General features: G+C 45.7%; 16 protein-coding genes and 6 tRNA genes. 4 read left to right on the forward strand and 18 right to left on the reverse strand.

Going from position 1 to position 15,772, the window contains the following annotated elements; genetic code table 11:
- Window positions 1-3: 3 nt before the first annotated feature.
- The 3 genes from HMPREF9429_RS02110 to HMPREF9429_RS02120 are packed head-to-tail and all read right to left on the reverse strand — an operon-like array spanning window position 4 to window position 2,457.
- Window positions 4-831: a radical SAM protein gene (locus tag HMPREF9429_RS02110; RefSeq protein WP_040773380.1), complete on the reverse strand. Its 828-nt coding sequence runs from the start codon at window positions 829-831 to the stop codon at window positions 4-6.
- Window positions 831-1,601: a 4Fe-4S binding protein gene (locus tag HMPREF9429_RS02115; protein WP_006941266.1), complete on the reverse strand. Its 771-nt coding sequence runs from the start codon at window positions 1,599-1,601 to the stop codon at window positions 831-833. Before HMPREF9429_RS02115 ends, HMPREF9429_RS02110 begins: the two co-directional genes overlap by 1 nt.
- The gene (locus tag HMPREF9429_RS02120; RefSeq protein WP_006941267.1) at window positions 1,591-2,457 is read right to left on the reverse strand and encodes a substrate-binding domain-containing protein; all 867 of its coding nucleotides are present in this window, start codon (window positions 2,455-2,457) and stop codon (window positions 1,591-1,593) included. The genes HMPREF9429_RS02115 and HMPREF9429_RS02120 overlap by 11 nt, the downstream gene beginning before the upstream one ends.
- Before the next feature lie 418 nt (window positions 2,458-2,875).
- Here HMPREF9429_RS02120 and HMPREF9429_RS02125 point away from each other — a divergent pair, with 418 nt between their 5' ends.
- Window positions 2,876-3,310: a hypothetical protein gene (locus tag HMPREF9429_RS02125; protein ID WP_040773383.1), complete on the forward strand. Its 435-nt coding sequence runs from the start codon at window positions 2,876-2,878 to the stop codon at window positions 3,308-3,310.
- A 115-nt stretch (window positions 3,311-3,425) separates the two neighbouring features.
- On the opposite strand, the gene HMPREF9429_RS02130 is transcribed toward HMPREF9429_RS02125, so the two are convergent.
- From HMPREF9429_RS02130 to HMPREF9429_RS02170, 9 genes are all read right to left on the reverse strand, one after another.
- Window positions 3,426-3,501: transfer RNA gene (locus HMPREF9429_RS02130), tRNA-Val, on the reverse strand.
- A 5-nt stretch (window positions 3,502-3,506) separates the two neighbouring features.
- Window positions 3,507-3,581 (reverse strand) — tRNA-Glu (locus tag HMPREF9429_RS02135).
- 11 nt (window positions 3,582-3,592) lie between these two features.
- Window positions 3,593-3,668, reverse strand: a tRNA-Lys gene (locus HMPREF9429_RS02140).
- An 8-nt stretch (window positions 3,669-3,676) separates the two neighbouring features.
- Window positions 3,677-3,750: transfer RNA gene (locus HMPREF9429_RS02145), tRNA-Gln, on the reverse strand.
- 3 nt (window positions 3,751-3,753) lie between these two features.
- Window positions 3,754-3,829 (reverse strand) — tRNA-Asn (locus tag HMPREF9429_RS02150).
- 25 nt (window positions 3,830-3,854) lie between these two features.
- Window positions 3,855-3,929, reverse strand: a tRNA-Gly gene (locus HMPREF9429_RS02155).
- Window positions 3,930-4,070: 141 nt separating this feature from the next.
- Entirely contained in the window at window positions 4,071-4,742 is a 672-nt protein-coding gene (locus tag HMPREF9429_RS02160; protein ID WP_006941269.1) for a dTMP kinase, read from the reverse strand.
- The gene (locus HMPREF9429_RS02165) at window positions 4,739-6,208 is read right to left on the reverse strand and encodes an aminotransferase class I/II-fold pyridoxal phosphate-dependent enzyme (protein WP_006941270.1); all 1,470 of its coding nucleotides are present in this window, start codon (window positions 6,206-6,208) and stop codon (window positions 4,739-4,741) included. Before HMPREF9429_RS02165 ends, HMPREF9429_RS02160 begins: the two co-directional genes overlap by 4 nt.
- Entirely contained in the window at window positions 6,201-6,671 is a 471-nt protein-coding gene (locus HMPREF9429_RS02170; protein ID WP_006941271.1) for an NUDIX hydrolase, read from the reverse strand. The genes HMPREF9429_RS02165 and HMPREF9429_RS02170 overlap by 8 nt, the downstream gene beginning before the upstream one ends.
- Window positions 6,672-6,844: 173 nt before the next feature.
- Between HMPREF9429_RS02170 and HMPREF9429_RS02175 the strand changes: the two genes are divergently transcribed.
- Complete coding sequence (locus HMPREF9429_RS02175) at window positions 6,845-7,684, forward strand: pyridoxamine kinase (protein ID WP_040773386.1); 840 nt, start codon at window positions 6,845-6,847, stop codon at window positions 7,682-7,684.
- Between the two features lie 64 nt (window positions 7,685-7,748).
- On the opposite strand, the gene HMPREF9429_RS02180 is transcribed toward HMPREF9429_RS02175, so the two are convergent.
- The 4 genes from HMPREF9429_RS02180 to HMPREF9429_RS02195 form a co-directional block, all read right to left on the reverse strand.
- Window positions 7,749-8,516 carry an amino acid ABC transporter ATP-binding protein gene (locus tag HMPREF9429_RS02180; RefSeq protein ID WP_006941274.1) on the reverse strand — a complete coding sequence of 256 codons (768 nt, stop codon included), beginning with the start codon at window positions 8,514-8,516 and terminating at the stop codon, window positions 7,749-7,751.
- A gap of 11 nt (window positions 8,517-8,527) precedes the next feature.
- Window positions 8,528-9,178, reverse strand: a complete 651-nt coding sequence (locus HMPREF9429_RS02185) for an amino acid ABC transporter permease (RefSeq protein WP_006941275.1) — start codon at window positions 9,176-9,178, stop codon at window positions 8,528-8,530.
- A 63-nt stretch (window positions 9,179-9,241) separates the two neighbouring features.
- Window positions 9,242-10,039: an amino acid ABC transporter substrate-binding protein gene (locus tag HMPREF9429_RS02190; protein ID WP_006941276.1), complete on the reverse strand. Its 798-nt coding sequence runs from the start codon at window positions 10,037-10,039 to the stop codon at window positions 9,242-9,244.
- Window positions 10,040-10,187: 148 nt separating this feature from the next.
- On the reverse strand, window positions 10,188-10,685 hold the full coding sequence (locus HMPREF9429_RS02195; RefSeq protein WP_006941277.1) for a hypothetical protein: 498 nt from the start codon (window positions 10,683-10,685) through the stop codon (window positions 10,188-10,190).
- Between the two features lie 251 nt (window positions 10,686-10,936).
- On the opposite strand from HMPREF9429_RS02195, the gene HMPREF9429_RS02200 reads away from it, so the two are divergent.
- Complete coding sequence (locus HMPREF9429_RS02200) at window positions 10,937-11,617, forward strand: GntR family transcriptional regulator (protein WP_006941279.1); 681 nt, start codon at window positions 10,937-10,939, stop codon at window positions 11,615-11,617.
- The gene (locus tag HMPREF9429_RS08950; protein WP_040773389.1) at window positions 11,614-12,504 is read left to right on the forward strand and encodes an epoxyqueuosine reductase; all 891 of its coding nucleotides are present in this window, start codon (window positions 11,614-11,616) and stop codon (window positions 12,502-12,504) included. Before HMPREF9429_RS02200 ends, HMPREF9429_RS08950 begins: the two co-directional genes overlap by 4 nt.
- 13 nt (window positions 12,505-12,517) lie before the next feature.
- Here HMPREF9429_RS08950 and dnaB read toward each other — a convergent pair whose 3' ends face one another.
- Both dnaB and lonC read right to left on the reverse strand, forming a co-directional pair.
- On the reverse strand, window positions 12,518-13,855 hold the full coding sequence (gene dnaB / locus HMPREF9429_RS02210) for a replicative DNA helicase (protein WP_006941282.1): 1,338 nt from the start codon (window positions 13,853-13,855) through the stop codon (window positions 12,518-12,520).
- A gap of 9 nt (window positions 13,856-13,864) precedes the next feature.
- Complete coding sequence (gene lonC, locus HMPREF9429_RS02215; protein WP_006941287.1) at window positions 13,865-15,772, reverse strand: Lon family ATP-dependent protease; 1,908 nt, start codon at window positions 15,770-15,772, stop codon at window positions 13,865-13,867.

A 15,772-nucleotide genomic window follows, 5' to 3' on the forward strand; every position in this document is an offset into this window, starting at 1 on the left:
TTTTTATTCACAGCCCAATTTACCGCAAGCATCGGCACGACAACGACTGCAATGCGTCATTTGTTTCATCGAACCGCTGATAAATTGCCGTACTCGGTGTATATCTTCCTTAGACGGTGTTTCAATGCCGGCAAAGGGAGTGTCATGCACAGGGATCATGGCCATACAATTCATAATATCGGCCTTCCATTCTTTAGCCTTAGCGGCAATTTGCGGTACATGATCCATATTAATTCCGGGAATGACGACCGTATTAATCTTGACGATCATACCCGCTTCCTTCAGCTTGCGAATCCCTTCATCTTGACGAGCCAGTAAAATGGCAGCTCCTTCTTCGCCCGTATAAGTTTTGCCGTTGTAACGAACCCAAGCATAAACTTTACCGCCCACAGAGGGAGTAACGGCATTGACCGTTACTGTCACATGACTGACTCCGATACGCACGATGTCATCTACATGTTCGGGTAAGGCCAAGCCGTTGGTGGAAAGACACAGCATGAGGTGCGGGAACCGAGCACGGCACTTTTCAAATGTCGGCAAGGTCTTATCGGCATCACACATGGGATCTCCCGGTCCGGCAATGCCGATAACCGAAATATCCTGTCTGTCCTTAAAAAGTTTTTCCAAATAAGCCACGGCTTCATCAGGAGTGTACACCTTCTGAGTAACGCCGGGACGATTTTCATTAGCGCAGTCGTACATACGATTGCAGAAGTTACATTGAATATTGCAATTCGGAGCCACCGGTAAGTGAACCCGCCCCCAATTAACCGAAGCCCCTTTGTTGAAGCAGGGATGATTATTTAAAAAGCTTTGTGTATGTACGTCCATTACTGTTTACCTTTCCGCCCGAATTTAATAGCGTTCTTATGGCAAACATTCAAGCAATCCCCGCAGTTCGTGCAGTTCATTTCGTCAGGACGCGTACCCATATCACACTTACGCAGGCAAGCATCACAGTTGTCACAGGCATCGGTCTTGAAAATACGGAATATGGAAATCTTGCGTATCAATTCCATGGCCCCGCCGACAGGACAAATAAACCGACACCAGAAATTCGAAATAATGAGCGATGCCGCAATAAGTGCTACGACGATAACCGTACGAACAGCCCAATACCAATCGGCAAAGCGAATGGACATAATAAGCGAGTTAAAGTATTCATCACTCGTACGAATAGGTATCATAACGCGCGGGTTGTCATAAATGAAATATACACCCAGTCCGATTAAAATCGTAACAACCATCCCCAACTGAGCCCATCTCATCTTTTTGTTGCGTATCTTCAGCTTCGTAATTGCTACCTTACCGAGCATTTGATTGACAAAACCGCTCGGGCAGAGCCAGCCGCAAAAAGCTCGTCCCAGGAAGATAGCCAACAGAGGAATGAATAACCAGAATCCGAAGAAGTAGGCTGTAATACGCCCCCAACAGGTGATTACGGGACATCGTTCACAGTTGACAAAGGGGACGATGAAGGGACATCGGAAAATTCCGTAGTATATCCACTTACCCATGACGGCCAAGAATATAAGTTGTACCAAATGCCGTAACTTCGGTAAGTAGAATTCTTTTTTCTGTGCACTTGTATTATTGGACATCTTTTACGCCGAACCTTTCTATTAAGTCTAAGCCTCGTGCCGAGTGGACGGATGTGAAACCGTTTCTTTCCAGTATTTCCTGACCGTCGGAACGGACGAAATCCGAATAGTCTTCAGCCAACTTTTCATCCTTTACATACTTCATTACATTGAGAGTAAAGGTAAGAGGTGCCGGCGGAATAAACTTCGGATCAATAGGCATGTACTCAATTTTATCCTTAAAGCGATCGTGTGTAGTCAAACGTTTTTCAATAATGGAAGCATCGCCTTTTCCTTCTACGAGGCCGCACATCATCTTAATGACACACGTTTCGTTAACCGTCATATTCTGCATGACAGGATCCGTAAGACCCGACTTCTTCAGAATCCCCTTGACGGAAGCACTGCCCGGAGGTGAAGCCCCTAACGGCAACATGACACGAACCCCCGGTTCCGCCAAATCCTGCAAGTCGCGAATACCTGCCGGATTCCCCTTAGGAACTACAAGAACATAGTCCGTAAAGCAAAGGGGTTTAAAACGAAGGCTGATTCCCTTTTTACGTAAATTTTGGGCCAGTTCCAAACCGCGTGCTCCGAACATCTCCGTTTGTCCTTTTAAGGTTAACAGAGATTTACCCAATGCCCCCGCAAAAGCACCGGTGTACTGAATGTTATGGCCTGTTTTTGCTTCATATGCATCGTTGATTTGCAAAAAAGCTTCCGATAAGCCGCCGCAAGTCCACACCTCTAGCGAATCGGATTTAAAAGGTGTATACCCGGCGGAGATCAGCTTAGGCCCAGCCGCCGCTACGGCAGCCGTCGCTACAGCGCCCTTTAAGAACTGCCGTCGCGAAATTTTGTCTTTCAAAAACTCCATACTTTGTACTCCTTCTTAATAAAGAATAATATTAAGGTCCCCATTATTGTATCACTTTTTACCTTCCTTTTTCTCATCTCATTTATAAAAAATTATCCATAATTAACAGGGTGTTAATTATGGATAATAATAAATGGATGCGTATTGATAATTTTTATTACTGTTTGCCTTTCCGCTCGAATTTAATAGCGTTCTTATGGCAAACATTCAAATAATCCCCGCAGGTCGTGCAGTTCATTTCATAGGAATGCGTCTCTATCACCAAACAATGATTGCTCCTTCTTTTTACATCATATATTTTTCGCATGTAATCATAGGAATCCCCTATGATCCGGTAAAAGTCCGAAAAACTGACGTAACAACGATAACCTATGGTATAATGTCATCAATGTACCTTGTTTCGAAAGGAGTTACCCTCATGAGTCAACGACACCGTGACCATATACACGATTCAAAACAGGATTTGCATCTGCAAATCGGCATTTTTCTTTGGACTTTAATTCTCGCTCTCCTCTTATTGTGTGAGTTTTTCTTCTCACTACCGCTTTACGGTATGGTCGCCACGGCTTTCATCCTTATCATTTCATCCTTATTTTTTAAAGTTAAATACAAAGATTTCTACACCTATCGCGATCGTGGTCAACGAACCCAATGCGCGGTCATAGCCTTATATATCAGTCTCCTTTTCACCGGTACCTGCCTTTACTTATATAGCCGGTCAACGGAACTTACCTGGGACTACGGCCTTGTCTTTTTATTCGGCTTTCTCTTCTTTACGAACATGGCCTACCAAACCCTCAGCCGAACCATGGTTGTCGGCAACAAGCGTATGCCCAGACGCTATGAAAAATAAACAAGAAGCCTCTGTTATAATATGGCGAGGCTTCTTGCATCGGCATGTACATAGTTTTATATATAAAAAGAAATTGAACGGTATATTCAATGAATATACCGTTCAATTTCTTTTTTGGTGGGCGATGACAGGATCGAACTGCCGACATCTTGCTTGTAAGGCAAGCGCTCTCCCAGCTGAGCTAATCGCCCGAGTGTGGTGACCCCTACGGGATTCGAACCCATGTTATCGCCGTGAAAGGGCGGTGTCTTAACCGCTTGACCAAGGGGCCATATAAAATTGTGGTGATCCACCCGAGATTCGAACTCGGGACACCCTGATTAAAAGTCAGGTGCTCTACCGACTGAGCTAGTGGATCAAGAAATATGGCAGGGGTAGCTGGATTCGAACCAACGATGACGGAGTCAGAGTCCGTTGCCTTACCGCTTGGCGATACCCCTACATGGCTCCTCAAGTAGGACTCGAACCTACGACAAATCGGTTAACAGCCGATTGCTCTACCAACTGAGCTATTGAGGAATATTCTTTCCTCCTAAGAGAAAAATGGAGCGGAAAACGAGGCTCGAACTCGCGACCCCCACCTTGGCAAGGTGGTGCTCTACCACTGAGCTACTTCCGCATGACAACAAGTATCTTACCATAGACTCTTAACGTCTGTCAACAGTTTTTACCCATACTGCCTGCATCTTTTTTCCAATAGCATAATCAGGATGCTTATTTATTATACGTGAAACTGCGGATAAGTGTCAAGACAACAGATTTAAATCAAACCTTTGACCAAAGCATATACGTCTTCGTGAATAGCCCCGGGAGAACGAAGCACTCCCTCTCTTGTACAGTCAATCTTATACCAACCGTACTTAGCGGCCAATCCGACGTAGGCGGCGTGACATTTGCGCAAAAATTCCCGGTCTTTTTCATGAATATCTCCCGTCGTACCGCCCGTCTTACCGGTACGTTCGGACATCAATCTTTCCGTCACTTCTAAAGGCACGTCTAACAGTATGACAGCATCGGGTTCGGGCAAGCCCAACTTTTTAAACTCAAAATCCCATAGCCAGTCCAAGTAAGCATCCTGGTCAGCTTTCCCGGGTATTTTGATCATTTGGTATAGCATATTACTCGTCGTATACCGATCAGCCAAAACGATTCCGCCGTCCTTAAAAAACCGCTTCCATTTCAACTCATAAGAGGCAATACGATCAACGGCATAAAAGGCCGACGCCGCATAGGGATTAATCGTATCCGCATCAGTTCCGAAGTCGCCTCGCAAATACATTTTTACGAGTGCACTCGATTCGCTGTCATAATCGGGGTACGATACCGCTTTAACAAATTCCCCGTCGTCCGCCAGGTGCCGTCGCAGTAATTCGGTCTGTGTCGCCTTACCGCTTCCGTCGCCGCCTTCTATAATAATCAAATGTCCCTTCATGACTTCTCCTCTTCACTTTTCACCGTTTTAATAAAGGTCGCCGTTTTATCTTCACACCCGTGGGGTCCATATCCTTCAGCAATCTTTCTCTGAATATAACGTACACATTGAGCTGTTATCTCTTCCCCCGGTGCCAGAACGGGAATACCCGGAGGATAGAAAATCACGGATTCCGCGGCAATCGAACCGATTGCTTCATCCAATCGTTTGTCAACAGACGGCATATGCCACGCGGCCCGCGGTGCCAAACGCACTACCGGGTCCGGCAAGGGGACTTCCTTCATTTCGACTCTTTCGGTTTTTTCTCCACCTTCGGAAATATGCCGACAAGCTTTGATTAAGGCCTCCGCACTTTCATTATCATCGCCGGGAGTAATTAAACATAAGACATGGTGCCCCGCCGTCAACTCGACTTCTATCTTTTCACGACGCAATAACCGTTCCGCTTCAGCCCCTGTAAGGCCCAATCCGGAAAAGTCTATGGTAATTTTCGTTTCATCGAAATCCTGCACACCGTCATAGTCTAAAATATCTTTTCCGAAAACACGAATTCCCGCAAGAGTATTCAACTCTCGCCGAATACGTCGCGCCATTTTTAAAGCTTTTTCTTCATCATCATGTCCGTATAGTGCGGCCCGCCGTCTGGCACTGTCTAATGATGCTAAAAACCAATAATGGGGGCTCGTAGACTGCAGCAAATGCATAGCCGCCGCCACTTTATCTACATGCAAAAATCCCTTCCGACAATGAAGCATGGACGTTTGGGTCAAAGAACCACCCAACTTATGAGTGCTCTGTGCCGCCATATCGGCGCCGCACGACAACGCCGTTGCCGGCAAGTCTTCGTGTAATCCGAAATGAGCTCCGTGTGCTTCATCAACAAGAACAAAGAGCTTGTGTCTATGGGCTGCCTCGCACACCGACTTCAAATCGATACAAAGGCCGTCATAAGTCGGATAGGTAATAACTATCCCCTTCGCCTTCGGATGAGTCTCCATCAAATCTTCAATTTCCCTTGTGTCGGGGCCGAGAGAAATTTCCTCCTGCAACGCAAACCGGCTCTTCATATATACAGGTACGGCACCGCTCAAAATAAGTGCATTCATAACACTTTTATGAGCTTCACGCGGAATAATCAATTCATCTCCGTCACCGCATACTGCTAAAATCATGGCCTCAATACAAGCTGTCGTTCCGTTAACGGAAAAAAAAGTCCGACCTGCCCCGTATAATTCAGCAGCCAAATCCATGGCTTCGCCTAAGGGCCCGACCGGATCAAATAGGTCATCCAGGGCATACATAAGCCCCAAATCCCGCCGCAAGGCTGCCCCGAAGAGCTTTCGTTCCTCTGCAGAACTTCCTTTCCCGCCTTTATGTCCGGGCGTATGGTAGGGATAAAAACTTTCTCTGCAATAAGCTTCCAATGCCTCTGTAAAGGGAGCTCTCCCTTGTTTTTTTCTATTCACGGGCCGCCTCCCGGGGAGCTGTCAAAAATTCTTTAAGAAGTTCTGTCGAAAACGCGGGTATCTTTTCCATTTGTCGCAAAGCGGTATGCAAAGATGCATGGATGGGGTATTGATTCAATTCATCGGGCCGGACCCACGCATAGTCCGTGTGTTCTGATGAAATCATAACCTCTTGCCGTGTCGCCGTAGCCGTATAAATCACACCGTTTAAAAACTGACCGTTTCGCTTGCGATACTGCCAGGTTCCGGCAAGTCCGTCAACATGAACGGACAGCCCCGTTTCTTCTTTTACCTCTCTATACAGGCCGTCCAGGAAATTTTCACCGCGCCGTAATCCGCCGCCGGGAAATTCCCAATGGGATACGGTCTTCCCGTCATTTTTCCGCAACAATAAAAGTTTTGCTTCGAAAAAAATCATGGCCTTCACGCTGAGCCCCATGGCAACATCTCTGTCTTGCCCCATAATTACCTCCCCCGAGACAATCGTTAGTTTTAATTACATATTGTATCATATGTCTTTATCCATAGATAGGTCGAGCACGCCAGATGGAAGCGGACTTTACGTAAAACTGTCTATTTACATATCCCGCATATTCTTCATAATATACATAGACAGATAATAAAGGAGGCAGTTTCATGTCTACAAAAAGAGTCTTGGCAATTCATGATTTATGTTCCTTCGGCCGTTGTTCTCTAACGGCGGCAATCCCCGTTATATCAGCCTTGGGAAGTCAGGTTTGTCCCTTTCCGACAGCCTTGTTCAGCAATAATCTTACATACGGTACCTTTAAAAGCACCGATTTATCCGCGACCATGCCGGATATGATGGCAGCCTGGTCGAAATTAAATCTTACATATGACGCAGTCTACAGCGGTTTTCTGGCCGGACCGGATCAGGCAGAAACGGTTAAAGAGGCCGTGTTACAATTCGGTAAGGGCGGTTTGTCCATTATTGACCCGGCTATGGCCGACAACGGCAAATTGTACCCGGTCTTTGACGAGTCCATGATAAAGGCTATGAAATCGCTGATTACCGTAGCCGACTTAATCACTCCCAACTATACGGAAGCCGCACTTCTCTCCGATACGGAAGTTGATTTCTCCGCTACACCTACAACCAAATCAGTCCTTGAAATGTGTAAAACGCTATCAGCTGACGGTCCGCAGCGAATCGTTATCACCAGCGTACCGTCACGAGACGGCATTAAAAATATCAGCTACGATGCTACCACAGCCACCTTCGATGAGGCAGTCACTTATAAGGTAGATTTCAGCACTTGCGGTACCGGCGATATCTTCACGTCCGCACTTACGGGGCTGTTATTGAAAAAAGATGATCTGCATGCTGCAACGGCAGCTGCCACACGCTTTCTTACAAAGGCCATTGAGTTCACAGCCGCCTCCGGAGCGGATCCGCGGGAAGGCGTCCAGGTTGAACCCTGCCTGGCGGATCTCATCGCCGAAAATCGGCCCTAAAAATCCTTTAGTCCATACATACAATACTCAAAAACGGCGAAACCCTTCGGATTCGCCGTTTTTTTTAAAACTGCAACATTGAGCTGAGAAAATTCTTCGTTCGTTCATTTTGAGGATGTTCAAATACATCTTCAGGACGACCTTCTTCCTGAATAACTCCGTCGGCCATGAAAATAATACGATCTGCCACTTCTCTGGCAAAGGCCATTTCATGCGTTACAATAACCATGGTCATGTCTTCATCGGCTAATTGCTTTATCGTTCGCAACACCTCACCGGTCAGTTCCGGATCCAAGGCCGATGTCGGTTCATCAAACAACATAATGTCCGGTTTCATTGCCAAGGCTCTGGCAATAGCCACCCGCTGTTTCTGACCGCCCGATAAGCTGGAAGGGTAGACATCCCGCTTATCCCATAAGCCGACCTTTCGTAAAAGTTCTTCCGCCAGCGGTAAAATATCCGCATCCTTCATACCTTTTACAACTCGTGGCGCTTCCAGAATGTTATCAAGAACCGTCATGTGCGGAAAAAGGTTAAATGACTGAAAAACCATACCCATGCGACGGCAAATTTGACGTACCTTATCAGGAGATGAGTACACAGTCTTACTTGCCCCCTCAGGTTGTTCAGCCATCACTTCTCCACCCACGCAAATATCACCTTTATCTATTTTTTCCAATTCGCACAAGCATCGCAAAAAAGTACTCTTACCACTTCCCGACGGGCCGATAATAGAAACCACTTCACCTGACTCCATGTGCAAGGATACATCTTTCAAAACTTCCAGGTTACCGAAGCTTTTACCTATATGATTCATCTCAATAAAACTCATATTATCGCCTCCTATCCTTCATATACATTGAAGCGTTTTTCAAGATACATAAAGAAACGGGTCAAAATAAAGGTAAATACCAGATAAAATACAGCCGCTACAATAAAGGCCGTCGTATCGAAGTCTCGCTGTACAATAGAGCGGGTAATGCGCAATACGTCATTCATAGCCAAGATGTAAACTAAGGACGTATCCTTCAGCAAGTTGATGGTTTCATTGGCTACCGGCGGCAGGACGCGCTTTAACACTTGCGGTAATACAATGCGACGCATGGTTTGCGCATATGTCATGCCCAGAACTTTAGCTCCTTCATATTGACCTCGATCAATGGACTGAATGCCGCCTCGAAAGATTTCGGCAAAATATGCGGCATAGTTTAAAACAAAGGCGATAATAGCCGCAGGATAATCGGCCAAGCGTAACCCGGGAATCAGGAACGGAAGGCCGTAATAAATAAATAAGATCTGTAACATGAGCGGTGTACCGCGCATTAAGTAAATATAACCTTCCAAAAGCTTACGCAAAACGGCTAAAGGACTTAGCCGCGCCATGGCCATAATAATCCCCAAGGGCAGGCTGAGAACAATGGTGATGACAAATATTTTTAATGTAACTTGAAGCCCGTCGGCAATAGCCGGAACGATTGTTGATAAATAATCCATAAGAACTCCCTCTGAAACAAAGTAAATGAGGAATCGTGCGATTCCTCATTATACTTGTCGTTTTTATAACTTCATCGAAATATCTTCACCGAACCACTTTTGTGAAATTTTAGCCGTCGTGCCGTCTTCACTCATTTGTTTGAGAACGCTGTTAAGTTTATCTCTGAGCAGAGTATCTTCTTGACGCATACCGACGCCGAATTCTTCTTCACCCATGTTTTTATCGATGACCTTGAATACGCCCTGTTTCTTCTGCATGTAGTATCTGCCTACGGAGCTGTCAACCAATACCGCATCGACACGTCCCAATTCAAGATCCATCAAAGCCGCTACATTATCTCCGTACAGTTTAACATTCCCTAAGGACGCTTTAAAGTCGGCTGCTTTATTAAGGCAATCAATCGAGCTGCTGCCGTCTTGTGTTGCCAAGGTCTTTCCTGCTAAACCGGCACGGTCCGTAACAGGTGAGTCACTACGAACCACGATAATCTGACCGTTTTTCATATACGCATCGGAAAAAGCGATTTCCTTTTTTCTATCTTCCGTAATACTCAAACCATTCCAGAGCATATCTACTTGCTTGCTCTTCAAGGCAGCTTCCTTACTGTCCCAATCGATAGGTTTAAATTCTACTTCAATACCGAGACGTTTTGCGGCTTCTTTAGCCAAATCAATATCGGACCCGACGAGATTACCGCTTTCATCTCTGAATCCCATGGGCGGGAAATTATCATCCAAGCCGATAATAACTTTATCAGGTAACTTTTGTTCCGACTTGGCCGAGTCGGAACCGCACCCGGTTGCAAGCATAGCTGTCATTGTCATAATTGTTGCGGCCAATATCCATTTTTTCATATTCATTGTTATTCCTCCCTAATTACCGTTTATTGTCTCCTCAGACCGCGTTTCCGGATACCCGCCGTCTTTCGATGTCTTCATTATACTTTAGTACGTTAAATTAGTAAAGTATTTTTTCGAAAATTTTTCGATTTTTTTATTTTCCCGCATTTCAGGTGTCTTCAGGCTCTTCTTGAGCCGCACGAATCCTCGCCAGTATCTCTTTTTTATTCTTTGCTGACAAATACCTGAGCCGCACAGGCTGCACAACAAGACCGCCTATCTCGGCACTGCCTAATTCAAAAGTTACCCAATTAGACGGTATATCAAAAATAGCTTTATACGGTATAAACACAAGATGCTCAGCCCCAAAAAGAATCTCGCTCATAAACTCATAAAAAGTTCGATAATGGCTGCGTACAACCAGTCCCTTCTCCGTTACATAACATACCGTATCGCCTTGCCGATACATCCGCACAAGACAAAACACCAGCCCGAGGAACGGATAAATGCGAAAAGCGGCTTGAGTTTCTACCATAAAGGAGTGAAAACAATACATACCCGCCAGGGCAAACACAGCCCGTAAGAGAAAAGATATTTTCCGGCTATTTTCATACATTTTTTCAACCTTGCCGCAATCAAAGCGCTGTTGTAATTCTTTTGCCTTCATCTTCACCCCTCCTTATGGCTCTTATTGTACACTACACACTGAACGACTCTCAACCAAGACAACCTTTATACCTGATGCTCATACTTGGCAAGATTCTCGCCGATAGTATATGATAAGTATATATACAAAGATACGATTTTCTTTATATTTACGATACTCACCTTAACATAACGGGATTGGCCTCGTTATACAAATACTGCAAGCGAAGAACAACCACCTCTGAACCATGATTACTTTCTATAGGAGCTAGGATGAAGAAGAATGCCGCACCTGCGTTAAAAGAACAAGTATATAAAACGGTTAAAAATCGGCTTCTCGACCAAACTTACAAAGATGGCCAAGTATTAACGGAAAGGGCTTTGGCTGAAGAGTTATGCGTCAGTCGCACACCTGTGCGCGAAGCCATGAGGCAGCTTCAAAAAGAGGGCTGGCTTCGTTATATCCCTCGCAAAGGAATTGTCGTCCGTCGTCTTGACGAAAAGAATTTGACCCACATCTTTCAAATTCGCACGGCACTGGAAGTCTTAGCCGTCCAATTAGCCAGTACGTCAATTACCAAGGATCAGCTGGAACTATTACGGCTTCTCGTAGAACAGCAGAAAAAGTTAATCCATCACAAAGATCCGGCATATAAGGAGTTTATTTTCAGCGACACGGAATTTCATAATATCATTATTGCTTCTACGGGAAACACATTACTTCGTTCCCTCGTAGAAGAAATTCGAGATAAAATTCGTCGTACAGGTATTAATTCTCTGTACAGCCACGCTAACCGGGTGCAAGAGGCGGCCGATGAACATGCGGCAATTTTAGATGCCTTAAGTGACGGCAATACGCAAGAAGCCGTACGCATGATGGAAGAGCATCTGCGTATTTGCTATACGTCCGCCTCGTCTTACATTGCGACGGAATCGGGAGAGGATTCCCTATGACCGCACAGGATGTGAAAACCTTTTGCAGGACTTTAGGACTCACTGCCGTAGGCATTGCAAGTGCTTCATTACCGATACCGCCCACACAAGGAGACATTTGTCCTTTAGCCTCCGGACGCGGTATCGATCGCTATGACCCTTGCCGGTTACTGCCTCTATGTCGGTCTATCATTGTTGTCCTCTTCCCGTATTTTTGCGGCTATCCGAAAAGCAGTAATTTATCCTTGTACACTCATAGCTATGATTATCATACAATTATACACTCTTACTTAAACCGCATAGGACAGTTTACGGAAAAGGCCTTTCCCGGCTCGTCTTATTATTCGGTAGTAGATACATCACCGTTGTCCGACCGCCATTTGGCCGTCACTGCCGGCCTCGGTTTTATCGGCGACAACGGTTGTCTTATACATGAGACCTACGGATCTTACTGCTTTATCGGTGCCGTTTTAACAACAGCCGATTTAGAAGTAGATGAGCCGACAAAAAAAGAGTGTTTCCACTGCGGCAATTGCGAAAAAATCTGCCCAGGCAACTGTTTTTCAGGAACAGCTTATAATTTTGTCACCTGCAAATCTTACTTAACTCAAAAAAAAGGCGACCTTACATCTCAAGAACAAAAAATTGTCGCCAAAACACCGTACATTTTCGGTTGTGACGAGTGTCAGCGAGTCTGTCCTCACAACAAGGATATTCCCGTAACGCCACTTGCAGACTTTCGTACGGATCTCTTATCTTATGTAGATACCCGCTCCTTTAAGAATCTCACAAACCGCCAATTTAAAGAAACCTACGGAAAGCGAGCCTTTTCTTGGCGCGGAAAAGCCATACTCATTCGAAACTTTACTTATATAGAACAAGAAAACACGCCCGAATCAAAAAAATAATTCGGGCGTGTTTTTATTGCGGCACTTCGCTATGTCGAGTATCCAAGTTCATAAATAATGTATACTCACCTTTAAAGTACAGTCTGACTGTACCGGTAGGGCCGTTTCGATGCTTAGCCACAATAACTTCCGTAATATGTTGGTCTTCCGTCTCTTTATTATAGTAATCTTCCCTGTACAGGAAAGAAACGATATCCGCATCCTGTTCCAAAGCACCCGATTCTCGCAAATCACTGAGCATAGGTCGCTTATCCTGTCTGCTTTCAACACTACGGCTGAGCTGTGACAAAGCAATAAGCGGCACCTTCAGCTCTCTTGCCAACGCCTTCAGGTTTCGCGATATGTCGGAAATTTCCTGTTGCCGACTTTCGGCATTTTTCCCTTGCATAAGTTGTAAGTAGTCAACAATAATCAGGTCCAAGCCATGTTCCGCCTTAAGGCGTCTGGCTTTGGATCTCATTTCGCCGACGGATATCCCCGGCGTATCGTCTATATAAATAGGTGCATCATATAATTTACTGCAAGCTTCTGTCAGTTTCGTCCACTCTTCATCCGTATTCAACTGCCCGGTCCTCAGCTTTTGTGAGTCTACATGGGAAATTTGACACAAAAGTCTATGAACCAGCTGTTCTTGAGACATTTCCAACGAAAAAAAAGCAACGGTCTTCTTTTGACGAACACCTACATTTTGTGCAATATTCAGGGTGAACGCCGTTTTCCCCATACTGGGGCGAGCTGCCACCAACACAAGGTCCGACGGTTGCAAACCTGAAGTCAGCATATCTACATCTTTAAATCCTGTCGGCAGACCCGTAAGCCCTTCCTTGTTTTCATACATTTTCGTAATATGGTCCAAGGCTGTACCTACAACCTCTCCCACAGAGGCAAAATTGCCGTGTTTACGACTATCACCCAGACGTAAGATCTGTTGTTCTGCCATATCCAGAATATCTTCTGTCGATTTTTCGCCGTTATAAGCATCGGCTGCCACGTCCGTACAGGTTCGAATAAGCTTTCTGCCCAACGCCTTTTCAGCCACAATCCCGACATGATATTCAATATTGGCCGCTGTAGCCACCAGATTCGGTAAAGATAAAATATACTGTATACCGCCTGCTTCTTCAAGCTTTTTCATGCGTCGCAACTCTTCATCGAGAGTAATAACGTCAACTTCTTTATTGGCACGATTAAGGTTTACCATGGCTTCAAAAATAAGCCTATGTGTATCCCTATAAAAATCTTCAGCATCCAATTTTTCCGTTGCCGCAATGACGGCACTGCGATCAATCAACATGGCTCCTAAAACGGCCTGTTCCGCTTCCACATTTTGCGGAGGTATGCGCTGTTCCATATAACTCTCCTATTCGACAAAGAGGAGACTCATGACCTCCTGAATTGTCGTAACGGCATGAATATTTAGATTTAAGTGATGTTTCGTAATTTCATCCTTGTTTTCGACAGGAATAATCATGTCTTTCATTCCGGCTCGAGATGCCCCGTAAGCTTTCTCGAAAATACCGCCTACAGCACGGACCTGTCCGCTCACGGATATTTCGCCCGTAACAGCCGCGTCTTGACGAACCTTTTTCCCTGTAAGTGCGGAAATGAGAGCAACCGTAACGGCCGTTCCCGCCGACGGGCCGTCAATTTGGCCGCCGCCGACAAAGTTGACATTTATGTCGAAGTCGGAGATTTCCTTTCCCGTTACAGCCCTAACGACAGCCGCCGCATTAAATAGTGAGTCCTTTGCCATAGAGCCGGCCGTATCGTTAAAACGAAAATACCCTTTCCCCGCTTCACGGGCCGGAAATGCCACCGCCTCGATTTCTATGACCGAACCTAAATACCCGGAAACACCGAGCCCGAAGACCTTTCCCGCTACCGGAAGGGATGACGCTTTTTCCGCTGCATACGGGATAAAGTGACCGATTCTTACCACATGCTTGGCGTCTTCAAGGGTAATAACCGTATTTTCTCCCGATCCCTGCTTATAAACGGCATACCCGTACATATCGGCCAAAAGATTAATAGCCTTACGCCCTTCGACTGTAAATTCAGAAATATATTCAGCCACGCCGTCTTCCAAAGATACTGATAAATCATGAGCCGCGTTGCGAACAATAGCCTGAATATCCGTTCCGTTCAAGGGCTCAAAGTACACTTCCGCACAGCGAGAGCGAATGGCAGGATTGATTTCCTGAGGACTACGAGTCGTCGCTCCGATTAAAATAAAGTCTGCCGGAGCTCCCTCTGCAAAAAGTTTGCGAATATAAGCCGGTACTGCCGGGTCCGATGCATCATAGTAAGCCGAATCGAACTTTACGCGCTTATCTTCCAATACCTTCAACAACTTATTCAATAAGAGCGGATCCATTTCACCTATTTCATCGATAAATAAAATACCGCCGTGGGCATCCGTTACCAAACCCGGTTTGGGTTCAGGTATGCCCGTATCAGCCAAATCTCGACGTGCCCCCTGGTAAATAGGATCATGAACGGAGCCGATAAGGGGATTCGTCATATCGCGGGCATCCCATCTCAAGGTGGTTCCGTCCGTTTCAACGAAGGGAGCGTCAACCGAAAACGGAGTATACGGAAGTTTCTTCGCCTCTTCCAAAATAATGCGGGCAGCCGTGGTCTTACCGACTCCGGGCGGCCCGTATAAGAGAATATGTTGAGGATACACGGAAGCCACCTTACTGCGCATGGCTTCGACAGCTCGTTCCTGGCCGACAATACGCTCCATTTTCTGAGGACGTACCTTTTCCATGACCGATGCGGCCAGTTTTACCTTATCCAAAGATTCCAACCGTTCCAGCTTTTCCTTCGTCTGCGGGGTCTCCACATCATGCAACTCTTCTTGTATAAGCTGCATCTTAATTTCCTGAACATATTCCTGCTGCTTTTCATCCATCCGTCTGGAAATCTTCTTTTCAAGACGCTCTTCTACAGCCTGACGAGCCAGCATTTCAGCCAATACATTTTCCAAATCGTTCAAAACGTCTACGACCTCATCATCTGTAGGTACTTTGTCATAAGATGAATCTTCATATATAAGACGTTGCAACCCTGTCAGCCGTTCGCGCGGATCTTCAGAGTGGATATAGGCCAATGCCGAATATTTCCCGGCACGAAGCACCATTTTTTCCGGCCCCATAAGTCCCGTAAAAGCACCATACAGTACATTTACCTGACGTCGAAGTTCGTCTTCCGCCGTCGGTTCCAAATATTTGTGGCGCTGCAACAGTTTATCCAATAATTCTTTCAT

It is taken from the genome of Megasphaera micronuciformis F0359 (genome assembly GCF_000165735.1).
Lineage (GTDB): Bacteria > Bacillota > Negativicutes > Veillonellales > Megasphaeraceae > Megasphaera > Megasphaera micronuciformis.

Excerpts from the sequence above, each read along its gene's own strand:
- dnaB (WP_006941282.1), bottom strand. The coding sequence starts at position 13,855 with ATGGAACAGCGCATACCTCCGCAAAATGTGGAAGCGGAACAGGCCGTT.
- HMPREF9429_RS02115 (WP_006941266.1), bottom strand. The coding sequence starts at position 1,601 with ATGTCCAATAATACAAGTGCACAGAAAAAAGAATTCTACTTACCGAAG.
- HMPREF9429_RS02120 (WP_006941267.1), bottom strand. The coding sequence starts at position 2,457 with ATGGAGTTTTTGAAAGACAAAATTTCGCGACGGCAGTTCTTAAAGGGC.
- HMPREF9429_RS02190 (WP_006941276.1), bottom strand. The coding sequence starts at position 10,039 with ATGAATATGAAAAAATGGATATTGGCCGCAACAATTATGACAATGACA.
- HMPREF9429_RS02200 (WP_006941279.1), top strand. The coding sequence starts at position 10,937 with ATGAAGAAGAATGCCGCACCTGCGTTAAAAGAACAAGTATATAAAACG.
- HMPREF9429_RS02160 (WP_006941269.1), bottom strand. The coding sequence starts at position 4,742 with ATGAAGGGACATTTGATTATTATAGAAGGCGGCGACGGAAGCGGTAAG.
- HMPREF9429_RS02125 (WP_040773383.1), top strand. The coding sequence starts at position 2,876 with ATGAGTCAACGACACCGTGACCATATACACGATTCAAAACAGGATTTG.
- HMPREF9429_RS02170 (WP_006941271.1), bottom strand. The coding sequence starts at position 6,671 with ATGGGGCAAGACAGAGATGTTGCCATGGGGCTCAGCGTGAAGGCCATG.
- HMPREF9429_RS02110 (WP_040773380.1), bottom strand. The coding sequence starts at position 831 with ATGGACGTACATACACAAAGCTTTTTAAATAATCATCCCTGCTTCAAC.
- HMPREF9429_RS08950 (WP_040773389.1), top strand. The coding sequence starts at position 11,614 with ATGACCGCACAGGATGTGAAAACCTTTTGCAGGACTTTAGGACTCACT.
- HMPREF9429_RS02195 (WP_006941277.1), bottom strand. The coding sequence starts at position 10,685 with ATGAAGGCAAAAGAATTACAACAGCGCTTTGATTGCGGCAAGGTTGAA.
- HMPREF9429_RS02185 (WP_006941275.1), bottom strand. The coding sequence starts at position 9,178 with ATGGATTATTTATCAACAATCGTTCCGGCTATTGCCGACGGGCTTCAA.
- HMPREF9429_RS02175 (WP_040773386.1), top strand. The coding sequence starts at position 6,845 with ATGTCTACAAAAAGAGTCTTGGCAATTCATGATTTATGTTCCTTCGGC.
- lonC (WP_006941287.1), bottom strand. The coding sequence starts at position 15,772 with ATGAAAGAATTATTGGATAAACTGTTGCAGCGCCACAAATATTTGGAA.
- HMPREF9429_RS02180 (WP_006941274.1), bottom strand. The coding sequence starts at position 8,516 with ATGAGTTTTATTGAGATGAATCATATAGGTAAAAGCTTCGGTAACCTG.